Origin of the sequence: Mobilicoccus massiliensis (assembly GCF_000826525.2) — a bacterium.
Classification (GTDB): domain Bacteria; phylum Actinomycetota; class Actinomycetes; order Actinomycetales; family Dermatophilaceae; genus Mobilicoccus; species Mobilicoccus massiliensis.
Map to the genome: position 1 here is coordinate 475012 of NZ_LN651330.1, position 16268 is coordinate 491279.

Below are 16268 nucleotides of genomic sequence, written 5' to 3' on the forward strand. Positions count from 1 at the left end.
CCGGCGGGGGGCCGACGTTCCTTCTCGAGTGGCGACGACGTTCGACCGCACAGACCGACCGACGTCGTCCGGACCTCACCATCTCCCGACCTGTCGAAGGGATCCACAGTGACCTCCGAGTCGCGCGTTCGCGCCCAGCGAGTCCGACACGGCAAGCGTCCCGACCGAGTGTCGGTGCCGCCGAGTGATCTGCCGTTCGCTCCTACCCTCGGTGCCACCGCGGCGCGGGTGCCCTCGACTCCCTCCTGGGTCGCCAAGTACCTCGCGCGGGTGATCTCCTGCGACGTGGCGGTGGGCGTGTTGGCGGCGATCCTCGCCGCGACGCTGCGCTTCGGCGAGGCCGTGCAGTGGCAGTACCTGCTCGTCAGCCTTCTCGTTCCCCCGGTGTGGGTGTTGGCGCTCGCGATGTCGAACGCGTACGAACGCCGTTATCTCGGGGTGAGCGTGGAGGAGTACCGCGCCGTCACCCGTGCGGTCATCGGCATGCTCGCCGTGCTGGCGGTGTCGGCGTTCATCCTCAACGTGCTGCTCGCCCGCCTGTACGTGCTCATCCTGTTGCCGGTGCTGTTCGTCGGTGGTCTGCTCACCCGTTTCGTCATGCGCCGGTGGCTGACCGGGCGTCGCATGCGCGGCGATCTCATGCAGCGCACGGTCGTCGTCGGCCGCGCCGACGCGGTGGCCTCTCTCGTCCGCAGCATCAAGAGCGAGCCCGCACAGGGGCTCATGCCGGTCTCGGTGTGCGCGTCGGGTCTCGACGGGGACTGGAACATGGTGCCGTCCATCGAGGGCGTCGCGGTCGCGGGCCGGCCCCGTGATGCGGTGGCCGTCGCCGACCGTGCCGGCGCCGAGGTCGTCGCCGTCGCCTCCCACCCCGACCTCGCCGGCAAGTCGCTGCGGCGGCTCGCGTGGGCGCTGGAGGAGCGCGGCATCGAGCTCATCGTCAGCCCCGGTCTGCTCGACGTCGCTGGCCCGCGGCTGTCGATCCGGCCCTCGTCGGACCTCTCGCTGCTGCACATCGAGCGCCCGGCGGCCGGCACGCGCACCATCCTGTTCAAGCAGTTGATGGACCGTACCCTCGCCGCGCTACTCGTGCTCGCGCTCTCGCCGATCCTCATCGTGGCCGCGCTGGCGATCAAGCTCACCGATCCCGGCCCGGTGTTCTTCCGGCAGAAGCGGGTCGGCATCCGCGGCGAGGTGTTCGAGATCTACAAGTTCCGCACGATGGTCGTCGACGCCGAGGCGCGGTTGGCCGCGCTACAGGCGCGCAGCGACGGCAACGGCGTGCTGTTCAAGATGCAGAACGATCCGCGCGTCACCAAGGTCGGCGCGTTCCTGCGTCGGTACTCCATCGACGAACTGCCGCAGTTGTTCAACGTCATCAACGGCGACATGTCGCTCGTCGGTCCTCGCCCGCCGCTGCCGGCCGAGGTCGAGCAGTACGAGCCCGACGCCCTGCGCCGCCTGCACGTGCGCCCCGGCATGACGGGCCTGTGGCAGGTGAGCGGCCGCAGTGATCTGAGTTGGGAGGAGTCCCTGCGCCTCGACCTGCGCTACGTCGACAACTGGTCGCCCATCGGCGACCTGCGCATCCTTCTTCGCACCTTCCACGCCGTCATCCGTGGATCCGGGGCCTACTGACCCGTCGCGCCGGGCGGGGCTGGTTCAATGCTGCCCACGACACCGGTTCGCCGTCCGGATCAGCATGCCGGGGTGAACCGCAGGAGCGTCGAGGGGGGAGCGCGATGAGTGCGGGCCGATACGCCGGATCGGTCGAGGCCGCTGCGCGGTTGCGCGCCCTCGTGCCGGGCGGTGCTCACACCTACGCCAAGGGGCCCGACCAGTACCCGCTCGACTGTGCACCGATCATCGCTCGTGGGCGGGGCGCGCGGGTCTGGGACGTCGACGGCAACGAGTACATCGAGTACGGCTCGGGACTGCGCTCGGTCATCCTCGGCCACGCCCACCCCCGGGTCACCGAGGCGGTGTGCGAGCAGATCCGCCTCGGCACGAACTTCGTGCGTCCGGCCATGCTGGAACTCGAGGCCGCCGAGGCGTTCCTGGCGGCGGTGCCCACGATGGAGATGGTGAAGTTCGCGAAGAACGGCTCCGACGTGACGACCGCGGCGGTCAAGCTCGCGCGCGCCCAGACCGGTCGCGACGTCGTCGCGGTCTGCACCGACCAGCCGTTCTTCTCCACCGACGACTGGTTCATCGGCACGACGGCGATGGACGCAGGCATCCCGCGTGCGATCCGCGAGCTCACGGTCGGGTTTCCGTACGGCGATCTCGGCGCAGTGCGGGCGTTGTTCGAGGCGCATCCCGGCCGCATCGCATGTCTCGTGCTCGAGGCGGAGTCCGGTGCCCTCGTCCCGCCGGAGAACTACCTGCGCGATCTCGTCGACCTGGCCCACGAGCACGGCGCCCTGGTCGTCGTCGACGAGATGATCACCGGGTTCCGGTGGGCGCTCGAGGGCGCCCACGCCCTCGCCGGAGCCGTTCCAGACCTCTGCACGTTCGGCAAGGGCATCGGCAACGGCTACGCCGTCTCGGCACTCGCCGGACGCCGTGAGGTGATGGAACTCGGCGGGCTCGACACCGACGACGACCGCGTCTTCCTCCTGTCGACGACCCACGGCGCGGAGTCGGCCGGCCTCGCCGCGCTCATGGCGACGATCGAGGTGCACCGGGCCGAGGGAGTCTCCGAGCGCATCGCTGCCAACGGTCGCGCGTTGCGGGAGGCGTTGACACCGGTCATCGAGGACGCCGGACTCGCCGAGCACCTCAAGATCCTCGGTCGCGACTGCAACCTCGTGTTCGCCACCCTCGACGGCGACCATCTGCCCTCGCAGCCGTTCCGCACCCTGTTCATGCGGCAGCTCATCCTTCACGGCGTCGTGGGCCCGTCGTTCGTGTGCAGCGCGGCGCTCACGGAGGCCGACATCGCGCAGACGGTGGAGGCGGTCAGGGCCGCTGCGCCCGTCTACACCGCTGCCCTCGAACGTGGCGACGCGAGCGCCGACCTCGGAGGTCCGTCGGTCAAGCCGGTGTTTCGCAGGCGGGCGTGAGGCGGTGGCGAGGCGAGTCGTGGGTCGACCGACTCGTCGGAGCATGCGCCCGCCCTACGGCGGGTAAGAACGCGGCCGGAGGAGCGGAGTTGTGACGAGCGCGCGAGGGCGATGGCGAGCGATGGTCCCACCGGCGTGGGTGGTTCGGGCGCGCCGTTTTCGCGCCGTGGCCGCCTCCCGTCACGAGGAGTGGCTCGCGGAGGGACTCGGCTCGGGCCGAGGCGGCGAGGTCCTCGTTCGCCCGATCCGGCGTGAGGACGCCGAAGCGTGGATGCGGGCGATGCGCGCCAACCACGATCGGATGGGGCGGTGGTGGTCACTCGGATCCGATCCTGAGCGGGTGGCCGACCGCATCGCGTTCGAAGAGCACCTGCGGCAGTGGACGCTCCGGCTCCGTCGGGGCACGGGTGCGTGCCTCGCTCTGGTCGGACCCGCGGGACTCATCGGGGAGCTCCACCTCTGGCACCTACGACGTGGCGGCCGCACCTGCGAGATCGGGCTGTGGCTCGCACCGGACCAACCGCGGGAGGTGACGCGCGGCGCCGCCGCCGGCTTGGGGTTCGTCTTCGACCGGCTGTTCGACGTGCTCGATCTCGGGCGCATCGATGCGCCGGTGGCGGTCGCCAACCCGCTGCCACGACCGTTCCTGAGGTTGGGCGGGTTCGCGCACGACGCGACGATCCCGCAATGGCGCGAGGTGCAGGGAGAGCTGGTCGACTACGACCTCTTCGGTCTCACCGCGCAACGGTGGGCCGCAGCCCGTCCGGGGGCGTGGCGCACCATGGGCCCATGGCAGGCGCTGTGAGTTGAGCCGGCGACGCGCATGGGTTGTACCGAAACATCGGTCGGCGGTGGTGCCTCTTCAGCTCGAGCCCACGACACGCACGTGCGGCAGCGGCACGACGAACGTCGTCTCGAGACCGGAACGGCGCAGCTGTGCGATGACCTCGTCCGCGATGTCCCAGGTGAGGATGACGACCTCGTCCGGAGAACGGTCGACGAGATCCTGCGGGCCGACGATCGGCACCCCGACACCGGGGATGCGGCGGCCGTGCTTGGCGGGGGAGAGGTCGGCGGTGTACGGCAAGAGGTCGGGACCGATGCCGGTGGCGCCGAGCAACGTGCACGACTTCGAGCCCGCTCCGTACGCGGCAACTGTGTGGCCCGCGCCCTTCGCGTCCTCGAGGTGACGAACGAGCTCGGCGCGCACGCTCGCCGTCAGCTCTCGCAGGCGCTCGTACCCCTGTGGCGTGGTCGCGCCGGCGTCGATCTCGTCGTCGAGGATCTGCCGAACGGCGTCGTTCGGTGCGCCTCCCCGACGGGCGGCCACGAGGAGGCACCCGCCGAACACGTCCTCGGCCCACGCGTCCACGACGGTGAGGCCGTGCCGCTCGCAGGCCGCCGACCAGGAGTGCAGCGAGAAGTACAGCGGGTGCCCGTGGCGCACGGTGTCGAACTGCCCGCCCGTGAGTTGCCTTAGAGCGTGGTGGAACTCGATGACGAGCATCCCGCCGTCGGCGAGAGCGGCGACCCGCTCGGCGAGGTCGGCGTCAGGAGTCTCGGAGTGGATGATCGACTGGTTGTCGATGACGACGTCGGCCTCCCGCGTGACCTCCTGGGCGCCCCGCGCTGTCCACGCACCGATCCACGAGCCGCCGTGATGGCTGGAGAACTCCCGCACCCGGGGTCGTTCCGGCAGATCGAGCCGATCGAGGATGCGCTCGGTCACCTCGTGCGCGTGTCGGCGCAGGGTCTCGCTCTCGACAGCGCGGGCGACCTCTTCGGGTGGCGAGACGTGGTCGAGTTGGACGAGACGGCAGGCGCCGCACATCGTCAGCGCGAGCGGCCACCTCGCGTCGGGCTGCGGGTCGTCCGCCGGCGGAAAGTTGTCACAGGCAGCCTGAGCCCCGAGGTCGAGAACCTGCGTCAGCGCGGTCGAGCCACACATGCGGCACGAGGTGAGGGCCTCACCGGGGATCGGATCCATGAGTCCTCCTGGAACGGCCGACGATGAGCGATGTATCGGTACGGGCGTCGGGTGATGCATCAGAACAACGGCGAGCCGAGCAGGACCTTCTCGCAACGGAACGCCTCGGCGTATCGATGCCGACATTCCATGCCGCGCAGACGGGCGAGTGAGGAGAACGTCTCGGCATCCCACCAGTCCTTGCCCCGTTGGCTGACGTAGTGCTCGTCGAGAGCCGCCCACTTGGCAGCGACGGCCTGCTCGGTGAGTGGCTGGTAGACGTTGGCGCGTGAGGTGCCGAGATCGCCGTCCCATTTGGGGATCTCGAACTGCAGCACGAGGTGGTCCCGGAACGCGGTGGGTGCGAATTCTCCCAGGAGTCGGTGGTCCTGGTGCGCGTCGTGCCGCTGGTGGGTGACGACGACGTCCCAGGGTTCGCGGGAGAGCTCGGCGAGGATGTCCTTGACCGCGTCGTAGTCGGCCGGCAGCCGGGTGTCGCGCAGGTCGTGGACGACGACGTCCACACGAGCGGGAGCCATGAGCGCGGCCAGGCAGGCTCGGGATTCGGCGGCGCGTTCGGGGGTCGACGTCAGCACGACACAGGTGAACTCGGTGTCGGGGTTCGACCGGGCCCACGTGTGCAACGTGCCGCCGGCGCCGATCTCGATGTCGTCGCAGTGGGCGCCCACGGCGAGGACCCGGCGGGGCCCGGTGGATCGCTGGGCGATGAGTGGCAGCATCTCAGCGCCCCGAGAGGAGTGGCGCGGCGGCGGGTTGCGTGGGGGCGAGGGTGCCGTTGTCGCGCCACAACTGCCAGGGCGCGGCGCCGCTCGTGGCGAGCTGTTCGAGCACGGTGCGTTCCTTGACCGTGTCGGCCGGCATCCAGAACCCGTCGTAGGGATAGGCCGCCACCCGTCCCGCGGCCGAGAGTCGGGTGAGGGTGTCGCCGACGAGGTCGTGGCCGGGCTGCAACTCGTCGAGGATCTCCCGCCGCATGACGAAGTAGCCGCCGTTCTCGCGGATCGGCAGGTCGGAGACCGAGCTGATGCCGCGCACCGTGTTGCCCCCGTCGACATCGATGATGTGGAAGGCCGATTGTGGTGGCACCGCGAGCATCGAGGCGCACGCGTCGCCCGAGGCGAACTCGTCGATCATCGCGTCGAGTGGCGCGTCGGTGAGCACGTCGGCGTAGTTGGCGAGGAACATCTCGTCGTCGCCGACGTGGTGGGCGACGCGGTGCAGCCGTTCGCCGATCGGGGTGTCGATCCCGGTGTGGGCGAACGTGATCTTCCAGTCGGCCACGTCGGTCTGCAGGTAGCTCGTGCTGCCGCGGTCGATGACGAAGTCGTTGGAGTACGCCTCGCAGTAGTCGAGGAAGTACCGCGCGATGTGCTTGGCGCCGAATCCCATCGCGAGGATGAACTCGTGGTGGCCGAAATGGGCGTAGTAGCGCATCACGTGCCAGATGAGGGGCCGGTCGCCGACCATGGCCATGGGCTTGGGGATGTCTTCGGCGCCCTCGCGCATCCGCATGCCGAAGCCGCCGCAGAAGAGGACGACCTTCATCGCGCAACCTCCTGAATCACTGGCGCGACAGGACTCGTCGCGGCGACCGCGGTACTGGCTGGATCGACGATGTCGAGGGTGGGAACGGCGAAGACGAGCTTGCCGCCCCAGCTCGACACCGATGGCGCGAGTTGCCGCATGATCTCTTCCCGGAGGTTCCAGGGCAGCACCAGCACGTAGTCGGGCTGGGCTTCGTCGATGGCCGAGGGCGCCAGCACGGGGATGCGGCTGCCGGGGAGGAACTTGCCGTGCTTGTGCGGGTTCATGTCGACGGTGAAGGCGAGCAGGTCGCGGCCGATACCGCAGTGGTTGAGCATCGTGTTGCCCTTGCCCGGTGCGCCGTAGCCGGCGACGGTGAAGCCCTGCTCCTGCGCGTCGAGAAGGAACCGCAGCAGGTCGCGCTTGACCGAGTGCACGGCGGATTCGAATCCCGTGAGTCCCTCGAGGTCGTGGAGCCCGGCGGCCTTCTCGCGGGCGAGCAGGTCGATGACGGCGGCAGACGGCTCCGAGGCGTGCGCGTCGTGCTGGGCGTAGACGCGGAGCGACCCGCCGTGGGTGGGCAGCTCCTCGACGTCCGTGACGGCCAGACCGCCGAGGGCGAGGGCCCGGGCGATGGTCTGCAACGTGTAGTACTGGAAGTGCTCGTGGTAGATCGTGTCGTACTGGCGCAGCTCGATGAGTCTCATGAGGTGCGGCACCTCGATCGTCAACGTGCCGTCCTCGGCCAGCAGTGTCGCGAGTCCGCCGGTGAAGTCGTCGAGGTCGGGAACGTGCGCGTAGACGTTGTTCGCGACGACGAGATCGGCCCGGCCGTGGCGCTCGACGATGTCGGTCGCGCTTGATCGGCCGAGGAAGCAGACCTCGGTCTCGATGCCCCTCTCACGCGCCGCGGCGGCGGTGTTGGCGGTGGGCTCGACGCCGAGGCAGCGGAGGCCGGCCTGCGCGACGTGCTGAAGGAGGTAGCCGTCGTTGCTCGCGACCTCGACGACGAACGAATCCGAGGTCAGGCCGAGACGCTGGCGCATCGATTCGACGTAGCGTCGCGCGTGCTCGATCCAGGAGGTCGAGAACGACGAGAAGTACGGGTACTCGTCGGTGAAGATCTCATCGGCCGGGAGCACCTCGGGCAGTTGCACGAGCAGACACTCGGTGCAGACCCGCACGTGCAACGGATAGGCGACCTCGCCCTGCTCCGCCGCCTCAGGGCTGAGGATCGCCTCGCACGGCGGCGCAGACCCCAGATCCACGAACGTGCGGGTCAACGACGCCCGGCAGACACGACACGATAGTTCGGAACCTGCGTTCACATGCATCCCCCTGTACGGCACCGGTGTCTCGGCCCCTGACCCTGAGCTCGAGACATCGCCGGGCGAGGCCCGACCCGGTGGGTCACCGACCATGTTAGTCGGACGTCCGAATGTTTGGTCGACGTTGCATCCCTTGGGCCCCGGATGCACCCTCTGCATGACTAGGGTGCTGTGATGCGGGTCTTCGTCGAACTGTCGCAAGATGTCGACGCCGCGTCCTGGGGGGCGAGGCATGCGGCGGGGCTCGCCGCCGATTCGACTCCGTACGGGCTCCACCACCTCGAGGACCACGGACATCGGGTGCGGTTCTCCCATGCCCTGGCGGACGGCCCGGTGCGTCGCGTGTCCGAGATCGCCGCGGGACGGTTGTGGGGTCTGCAGCCGGTCGCCGCCCTCACACGTTCGTGGGAGGGCGCTCGCCGTGGCGCCGAGGTCGTCCTCTGCATGGACGAGCGCAACGGAGTTCCGGCCGCGTTGATGCCCACCCGCGCCCCCGTCGTCACGGGTATCGCCTGGATGGAGGATCCGGCCGCCATGAGCGCCGTCCATCGAGCGGTGGCGAAGGTGGCCCTCGATCGGGCCGCCGGCGTGTTCGTGGAATGTGCCGCCATGTTCGAGCCCCTGGTCCACGACTTTCGGGTGCCTGCGGAGAAGGTCCACTTCGTCACGCTCGGAATCGACGAGCAGCACTTCACGCCTTCTGCGCACGCCGCGGTTCCCGATCGCGTGTTCTCCGTCGGGGACGACCGCATGCGCGACTACGACACCCTGACCACCGCACTGCGCCGTGTGCATGAACAGCGCCCCGGGACGACCGCCGAGATCGCCACGACCCTCCCGGTGGAGCTGCCCGCGGAGTGGACGACCATCCACCGTCGCCGCATGGATCACGCCGTCAAGGAGTGCTACCAGCGAGCAACGGTCGTGGCCTTGGCGCTCGCACCGACGCGACAGGGGTCGGGCCTCACCGTGATCCTCGAGGCGATGGCTTCGGCGCGGCCGCTCGTGGTGACGGACAACCCCGGGCTGTCCGATTACGTCGAGCACGGTGTGACCGGTCTGCTCGTACCGGCTCAGGACTCCGGCGCGATGGCCGCGGCGATCGCCGAGTTGCTCGCCGAGCCCGATCGTGCGGCCGCGATGGGGCGTGAGGGGCGGCGCCGGGTCGAGGAGCGCTTCACGACCCGGCACATGGCCGCCGACCTCGACAGGGTGATCCGAGCCTGTGTGAGCCGTTGAGGGACAGCAGCACTCGAGGCATGCGGCTTTTTGCGGCGATCAACGCCGACGGGTCGATGTGGTCGTGCGGGATGCGTTAGGTTTCAGTCGCGCCCGCGCGGTGCCCGCCCGCGGCCAGGACCGTCGTTCGTGCAGAAAGGGGAGCGTGGCGTGCCTCACTCCCCCCTTCTCGCGCCTCCGCGGGTAGCCGTCGTCTGTGAGGGTGACCCGTCGAACCCGGAGGAATGGTCGGGCACCCCGTACGGCCTCGTCGGCGGTCTTCGGGCCGAGGGGATCGACGTGGTCACGATCGCCGGCGCAGCCAGAGGCCGGGTCGCTCGGGTGGCTCGCGATGTCGTGGCCCTCATGTCCGCGCGCCCGGCCGCGCCCACTGTCGAGGCCGTCAAGGAGTCCCTGCGTCAGTCGCGACGCGCCGCCCCGTTCACCGCCGAGTTCGGATCCACGGGGACCCTCTACGCCCGCAGCGGCCTGCTCGCCCATCGCGGGGTGGACGCGGTGGTGCAGATGGGGAGCGCGTACACGATCCGCCACCCGCGCGTGGCGACGTTCGAGGACATGACGGTGCGCCAAGCCGTCGAGCACGACCAGTACCAGTGGGGCGAGCTCACCGAACGGCAGGTCTCCCGACGCGTCGAACGCCAACGATCGGTCTACCGGCGGGCCACGGCCGTGCTGTCGGCGACACCGTGGGCCGCGGAGTCCATGCGGCGCGACTACGGAGTGTCGGCAGCGAAGGTGCGAGCGATCGGCCTGGGCTGCAATCACGAGGCGTCGCCCGACGGCCGGGACTGGTCGGTGCCGCGATTCCTCTTCGTCGGCAACGACTGGGCCCGCAAGAACGGCGACCTGGTCGTTCGTGCCTTTCGAGTCATCCGCGAAACGGCTCCCGAGGCGACGCTCGATCTCGTCGGCGGGCATCCACGCGTCGACGAGCCCGGCGTCACCGGTCATGGCCGGCTACGGCTGTCGGATGCCGCCGAGTCGGCGCGGCTCGATGCTCTCTTCGGCGCGAGCACGTGCCTGGTCGTTCCGTCACGGTTCGAGGCTGCGGGGATCGTCTATCTCGAGGCGGCCGCCGCCGGCATGGCGACCATCGGCGGCAGGGCCGGCGGCGCACCGCACCTCATCGGTGGGGGCGGGATGACCGTCGCTCCGACCGATGCAGCCGGGCTCGTCGACGCCATGCGGCGGATGTGCGATCCGCAGGTCGCGCGCGCCTTCGGTGAGTCGGGGCGAGCCCGTTCGGCCGAGTTCACCTGGCCCGCCGTCGCGAGGCGGGTGCTGACCGCCCTCGGCCTCCGCTGCGAATCGACACCGGTCACATGGTGATTCGACACGCCGGCTGCGACCGCACCGCCCCTCTGCAACCACCGATCGGCGAGAGGATCGAATCGACATGACCAGCTCTGGAGGGCACACCGCCGTCGTGGTCGTGAACTACGGGCCGACCGGTCTGCTCGAGCGCAACCTCGTGCCGTTGGCGGCGGCACGACCGGACGTGCGGGTCGTCGTCGTCGACAACCGGACGACTGGTGAGAACGCGGACGACGTGGCCCGCATCTGTGCTGCCCACGGGTGGCGGGCGGTGCTGAGCCCGACCAACCTCGGTTTCGGCGGCGGGATGAACGCGGGCGTCTCGACCGCGCTCGACGACGGTGCGGGGCGTGTGCTGCTGCTCAACCCGGATGCGGTGGTGGACGATTCGGCACTGGCAGCGTTGGAGCGGGCCGTCGAGAACTCGCCGATGACCGCGGTGTCACCGCGGGTCGTCACGACGAGCGGGGCGGTGTGGTTCGCCGGAGCGGGCCTGGACGTGCGCGACGGAACGATGGTCGGGCCCGAACGGCTCGGGGAGGCGGGGATCGAGCCGTGGCTGAGCGGCGCCTGTCTCATGTTGTCGGCGACGCTCTGGCGTGCGGTGGGCGGGTTCGACGACAGTTACTTCCTGTACTGGGAGGACGTCGACCTGTCCCGCCGTATTCGCGAGGCGGGCGGTGCGCTGCGCGTGCTGGAGGACGTGACCGCCGTGCACGACGAGGGATCGACGCACGGCGAGGGCGGTGCCCGGGCCAAGTCGGACCTCTATTACTACTACAACGTGCGTAACCGGCTTCGATACGCGCAGGCGCACCTCACCCCGGCGGCGCGGCGACGCTGGCAGGCGGGTTCGCTCTTGCAGGCGCGGGAGGTTCTCCTGCGGGGTGGTCGGCGGCAGTTCGTCCGATCACGCAGCGGACTGTGGGCGGCTCTTGCGGGGGTGCGGGACGGGCTGTCACGTCGGTGGGGGCCGCGAGGGGCGCCCGGCGTATCCGCGTCGTCCGCCGGAACCGAGGGGCCGCTGCGGGTGCTGATGACGTACATCGAGCCGTTGCCGTTCCACAACCCCTACGTGAAGCTGCACGATCGCTCGCTGGAGGAGACCGGCGAGGTGCGTGTCCTGCACTTCACGTGGCGTACGGCGTTGCGCGGCGACTACGACGTCGTTCACTCGCATTGGCCGGAGGACGTGTTCGCCGCGACGACGCCGCTCAAAGCCGCGGGAAAGCGAGTGGCGGCGGCGGCCTGGCTGGCGGTGCTCGCGGCGAAGCGCATCCCGATCGTGCGCACGGTTCACAACCTCGCGTTGCCGAGCGGCATGGATCCGGTGAAGAAGGCGCTCATCCTCGCGATGGACCGCATGACGACCTCACGTGTGCTCATCAGCGCGACCACTCCGACACCGGAGGGGCCCCACTCGACCGTCCTGCACGGGCACTACCGCGACTGGTTCGGTGTGCTGCCCGTCGAGGAGAGCGTGCCCGGTCGCATCGCCTACTTCGGCATGGTGCGCCGGTACAAGAACGTCGAGGCGCTCGCCTCGGCTTTCGCCGAGACCCGCGACACCCATCCCGAGTGGACGCTGGAGATCGCCGGCAAGGCGTCGTCGCCCGAGTTGGAGGATGACATCACGCGAATCCTCGACCACGACGTGAGGGCGAGGACGACGTTTCGCTACCTCGACGACGAGGAGGTCGTGCGGGTGTGCACGCAGGCCGCTCTCGTCGTGCTGCCCTACAAGGAGATGCACAATTCGGGTTCGCTGCTCACCGCGTTGAGTCTGGGCCGGCCCGCTCTCGTGCCGCGCAACGAGGCCAACGAGGCAGTCGCCGCCGAGGTCGGGCCCGCGTGGGTGCAGATGTACGAGGGCGAGCTCGACGCCGACGATCTGGTGCGAGCGATGGCCGCGGTCGCAGACCTGCCCGGGACCATGCCCGATCTGCGGGGACGTGACTGGGACGTCTCTGCCGCGGGCCACCTCGCGGCCTATCGGGATGCGCTCTCCCGTCGCCACCGGCGCGTGCCGGGGCGGGCGTACTCGTCGTAGACCCAGTCCCAGGCGCCGGCGACGATCCCCGCCCCCCGGGAGGCGCGGTGAACACCGAGGCCGAGACGCCCGTGTGAGCGGCGGGCCGCGGCGTCGACCATGGTTCCCAGACCGGCCACGACGCGGGCGGCTCCGACGCCCGTCGTGGCGAGACGCCGCGTGAGCGAGTGCGGCGCGCCGCGACCCGCCTCGCGCGAGGTGAGGACGGCCGCCCACGTCAACCCGTTGCCGAGGGAACGTGTGGTCACCCACCTGGCGGTCGCGCGGTCGGTGGGCACGGTCTCAGTGACGACGGCGGCCTCGCACCAGCGGATGATCGCGCCGGCGTCGGTCAGGGCGTGGGTGAAGTAGCTGTCCTCACCACCGCGTGTGCCGATCTGCGGGAACTCTGCACCGACCCGCTCGACGACGCGACGGTCGAGCAGCAGGTTTCCGCTCGCGGCGTGGCTCATGCGGGCGCCATCCGGCAACGATGGAGCATCGTGGAAGGGGCCGAGACGAATCCAGTCGGCCGTCTGCGTGGTGTAGACGGGGCGTACCGGCCCGGCGACGGCGTCCGCGTCGGATGACTTCCAGGCCTTGACGAGCGTGACGAGCCAGTCGGGGGAGGGGGTCTCATCGTCGTCGATGAAGACGAGGAGGTCCGACGAACGGGACTCCGCGAGAGCGCGGTTGCGCGCCGCCGCGATGCCGGGCGTGCTCTCGTGCACGTAGCGCAGATCGAGAGCCTGCCCGCCCCCGGTGCCTGCGGATCGCCACCTTTCCACGGTGTCTCGCGCGGAGCCGTCTGGATCGTTGTCGACGACGACCACCGAGGGTCTCCACCCTGCCCTCGCAGCAGAGTCGAGTTGCGGCACGAGGTCGGTGAGCAGATGAGTGAGGCCGGCGGGCCGCCGGTACGTCAGGACGGCGACGCAGATCGTGGTCACGTACGGCTCCAGAGGTGATCTGGCGGGTCTGTACGGTGCAGACCAGCATCCCCATGGCTACGGCATGATGAGTCTATGGCAGTGACAGGACGTCGCCTCGCACGGCCAGGGCGTGAGCGGTCGCGACCGAACGCTCCTCGCACCGCTCTCGTCGTCTCGGGTAGCGCCGAGTTGTACGGCTCGGACCGGGTGCTCGCGGAGGTGGTCACGGCACTCGTGGACGCAGGCACGCGCGTGGTCGTGGCTGCCGGGGCGGACGGCCCGTTGCTCACCCGAGCACGTGAATCCGGAGCGCGGACCATGGTCGTCCCCTCTCCGGTCCTTCGACGCAGTTACCTGTCGCCGGCAGGGCTGGTGAGATTCGGGGCGGTCGCCATTCGGACTCTGCCCCGCATGGTCTCGCTCCTCCGGCAGGTGCGACCCGCCCTCGTCTACGTCAACACGTCGACGCTCGTGGCCTGGAGCGTGCTGGGGCGCCTTGCCCGCGTCCCCGTCGTCGTACATGTCCACGAAGCGGAGGCAGGTAGGGCGGCGGCTTTGCGTCGAGTTCTGGCGACCGCCATGCGTGCGGCCACTTTCATCGTCTGCAACAGCGAGACCTCCCGGCGGCTCGCAGCATCGGATGCGATCGGACCCCTGCCGCCCTCCACGGTGATCCTCAATCCTGTGCCGCCCCCACGAGTGACCGCCGAAACCCGCCCGCATCTCGTCGGCCCGGTTCGGCTGATCTACGTGGGGCGGGTATCGGAACGCAAAGGCGTCGACCTCGCGATCGAGGCCGTCGGGAGCCTCGTCGCCGGTGGCCTCGACGTGACATTGGACGTCGTGGGGGACGTCTTCCCCGGGTATGAACCCTTCTTCGAACGGATCCGCGCACGATCGACGGCATTGGGCCTGGCCGATCGCGTGCGGTTTCGCGGTTTCCACGAGGACGTCGGGCCCTTTCTGGCGGCCGCGGACCTCTGCCTCATCCCATCGCGATGGGACGAGTCCTTCGGCAACGTCCTGGTGGAGGCCGTGTCCGCCGGACGACCGGTCATCGCCGCAGCCCAACAGGGTCTACGTGAAGCCGGGAAGGGCCTGGACTCGGTCACCTACGTGCCCGCCGGCGACGTGGGGGCCCTCGCCGATGCCGTCCGTGACATCGTCGAACGGTGGGAAGACGCACGCGCAGCCGCGGCCCGGGACTCGAGGATCAGCGTCGAGAGGCATGAACCCCGTGCCTTCCGGCGCACCCTCTCGCAAGCCCTCTCTGCGCTCTGGTGACGAGGACGGGCGCCTCCGTGACCGTCACATGAGGCACGGCGGTCCGGGACGTGCGGCAGCCCGGACGTAAGGTGGAGACCGCTGAGCGTGAGGAACAGGTGGAATGGCGTCACGACCCGAGAAGTCCCATGGGGGCGGACTCCTCAGGGGATTGTCGAACCTCGTCGGCGCCAGAGGTCTGGGCATCCTCTTCACCCTCGTACAGGTCAAGATCTCCACGAACTACTTGGGCACCGAGGGCTACGGCGTCCTCAGTGCGGCGTTGGTACTGATCGGCACTTTCGAGGCGTTCACCGAACTGGGGATCGGGACGATAGTCGTCCGACGAGTCGCCGCGGGTGCGGATCTGCACCGAACGGTGGGAATCGCTCAGGCCTTGTCGTTCTGCTTGTCCGTCGTCCTCGTCCTAGGCGCGATCCTCGCAGGCTGGTTCGGCTATCGAGGAACGGGCGCGTTCGAAGGGATCCTCATCCTCTCGGTAGGGCTGTTCGGTACGGCCTGGGCGGCGACCTACAACGCGGTCGCGCAGACCCGTGACGACTTCGCGGGCATCTCGTGGGCGGACATCTCGGGCCGCGTCCTCTCCCTGCTCATCGTGGTGATCGCGGTGTCGAGCGGCGCGGGCATCGAACTGTTCTTCGTGGCTCAGCTCGCCGCTCCCCTGACGCGCGGACTCGTCTCACACCTGTGGGGCCGACGACACGGGCCGTTTCGGCGCGTGTGGAGCCGCCGCGAGATGACGGGTCTTCTTCGTGAGGCGTTGCCGCTCACGTACATCACCGTCATCGCCGGACTGTACTTCCAGATCGACGGTGTGATGATCGTGCAGCTCAGCACGGTCGTCCAGGCGGGTGCCTACAACTTCGCCTATCGCATTGCCATGAACGTGACCGTGATCGGTCTTGCACTCACCTCGGTGCTGGTCGCGAGGTTTGCCACGGCTGCAGCGACATCGGACGAGAGCTATCGACGAGTCCTGCGCATCTCGATGGCCGTCATCCTCTCTCTGTGTCTTCCGATCGCCTTCCTGTTGTGGCCGTTCAACGCCGACGTCATCCGTCTGCTCGGCTCGGAGGATTTCGTCGAGATCTCATCGCTGCCGCTGACCCTTCTCTGGGTGTCGACCGCGACATCGATGGCGGGCATGCTCGTCTCGACGGCCCTGGTGGCCGGTCATACGCAGAGGTTCCTCGCGTACCTCAACACCTGCACGCTGGCCCTCAACATCGCGCTCAACGCGCTCTTCATTCCGCGCTGGGCTGCGAGCGGCGCGGCGGCGGCCCTTGCCGTCACCGAAGTGCTCGGGCTGACGCTCGCGCTGATCCGGTTGGGTCGTCGCTGCCCCGGGTTCTGGCCCTGGCGTGACTTCCTTGTCCTCATCGGAGCCCTGGCCTTGGCGCTCGGCGTCGAGTACGTGACGGCTCCCGTGCTTCCGTGGGTGGTCCGTGGGGTAGTCGTCGCGGCGACGTTCTTCCTCGTGGCCTACCTCAGCGGGGTCGTCACGCCCACGAAACTGCGTGAGCTGTCCGAAGGGCCGTCACATCCCTGACGGCAGCGGGCAGGCGC

At 69.4% G+C, this 16268-nt stretch carries 13 protein-coding genes; 8 read left to right on the forward strand and 5 right to left on the reverse strand.

The window, feature by feature from the left end; genetic code table 11:
* Nucleotides 1-108: 108 nt before the first annotated feature.
* The 3 genes from BN1197_RS11955 to BN1197_RS11965 all read left to right on the forward strand — a co-directional run bounded on the left by BN1197_RS11955 (nt 109) and on the right by BN1197_RS11965 (nt 3870).
* On the forward strand, nt 109-1638 hold the full coding sequence (locus tag BN1197_RS11955) for a sugar transferase (protein WP_040159976.1): 1530 nt from the start codon (nt 109-111) through the stop codon (nt 1636-1638).
* A 104-nt stretch (nt 1639-1742) separates the two neighbouring features.
* Nucleotides 1743-3065, forward strand: a complete 1323-nt coding sequence (locus tag BN1197_RS11960; RefSeq protein ID WP_040159978.1) for a glutamate-1-semialdehyde 2,1-aminomutase — start codon at nt 1743-1745, stop codon at nt 3063-3065.
* 166 nt (nt 3066-3231) lie between these two features.
* Nucleotides 3232-3870, forward strand: a complete 639-nt coding sequence (locus BN1197_RS11965) for a GNAT family N-acetyltransferase (protein WP_217991195.1) — start codon at nt 3232-3234, stop codon at nt 3868-3870.
* A 57-nt stretch (nt 3871-3927) separates the two neighbouring features.
* Here the strand turns inward: BN1197_RS11965 and BN1197_RS11970 are convergent, their stop codons facing one another.
* Genes BN1197_RS11970 through BN1197_RS11985 form a run of 4 tightly spaced genes read right to left on the reverse strand, consistent with a single transcriptional unit; the run spans nt 3928 to nt 7910 of the window.
* On the reverse strand, nt 3928-5052 hold the full coding sequence (locus BN1197_RS11970) for a class I SAM-dependent methyltransferase (RefSeq protein WP_040159983.1): 1125 nt from the start codon (nt 5050-5052) through the stop codon (nt 3928-3930).
* 59 nt (nt 5053-5111) lie between these two features.
* On the reverse strand, nt 5112-5771 hold the full coding sequence (locus tag BN1197_RS11975) for a PIG-L deacetylase family protein (RefSeq protein WP_040159985.1): 660 nt from the start codon (nt 5769-5771) through the stop codon (nt 5112-5114).
* Between the two features lies 1 nt (nt 5772).
* Nucleotides 5773-6597, reverse strand: coding sequence for a glycosyltransferase family protein (locus BN1197_RS11980; protein WP_040159986.1), 825 nt, complete (start codon nt 6595-6597; stop codon nt 5773-5775).
* Nucleotides 6594-7910, reverse strand: coding sequence for a class I SAM-dependent methyltransferase (locus BN1197_RS11985; RefSeq protein WP_052466645.1), 1317 nt, complete (start codon nt 7908-7910; stop codon nt 6594-6596). The genes BN1197_RS11980 and BN1197_RS11985 overlap by 4 nt, the downstream gene beginning before the upstream one ends.
* Nucleotides 7911-8078: 168 nt before the next feature.
* On the opposite strand from BN1197_RS11985, the gene BN1197_RS11990 reads away from it, so the two are divergent.
* The 3 genes from BN1197_RS11990 (at nt 8079) to BN1197_RS12000 (ending at nt 12507) form a co-directional block, all read left to right on the forward strand.
* Nucleotides 8079-9143, forward strand: a complete 1065-nt coding sequence (locus BN1197_RS11990) for a glycosyltransferase family 4 protein (protein WP_040160284.1) — start codon at nt 8079-8081, stop codon at nt 9141-9143.
* A 150-nt stretch (nt 9144-9293) separates the two neighbouring features.
* The gene (locus BN1197_RS11995; RefSeq protein WP_040159988.1) at nt 9294-10472 is read left to right on the forward strand and encodes a glycosyltransferase family 4 protein; all 1179 of its coding nucleotides are present in this window, start codon (nt 9294-9296) and stop codon (nt 10470-10472) included.
* A 67-nt stretch (nt 10473-10539) separates the two neighbouring features.
* Nucleotides 10540-12507 (forward strand): glycosyltransferase, encoded by a 1968-nt coding sequence (locus BN1197_RS12000; RefSeq protein WP_082043853.1) that lies wholly within the window; start codon nt 10540-10542, stop codon nt 12505-12507.
* Here BN1197_RS12000 and BN1197_RS12005 read toward each other — a convergent pair.
* Complete coding sequence (locus BN1197_RS12005; protein ID WP_052466648.1) at nt 12447-13436, reverse strand: glycosyltransferase family 2 protein; 990 nt, start codon at nt 13434-13436, stop codon at nt 12447-12449. The genes BN1197_RS12000 and BN1197_RS12005 overlap by 61 nt on opposite strands.
* A 75-nt stretch (nt 13437-13511) precedes the next feature.
* Here BN1197_RS12005 and BN1197_RS12010 point away from each other — a divergent pair, with 75 nt between their 5' ends.
* Nucleotides 13512-14702, forward strand: coding sequence for a glycosyltransferase family 4 protein (locus BN1197_RS12010; RefSeq protein WP_082043855.1), 1191 nt, complete (start codon nt 13512-13514; stop codon nt 14700-14702).
* 103 nt (nt 14703-14805) lie between these two features.
* A complete protein-coding gene (locus BN1197_RS12015) occupies nt 14806-16251 on the forward strand; it encodes a flippase (protein ID WP_082043856.1) in 1446 nt (481 codons plus the stop codon).
* Nucleotides 16252-16268: the final 17 nt, after the last annotated feature.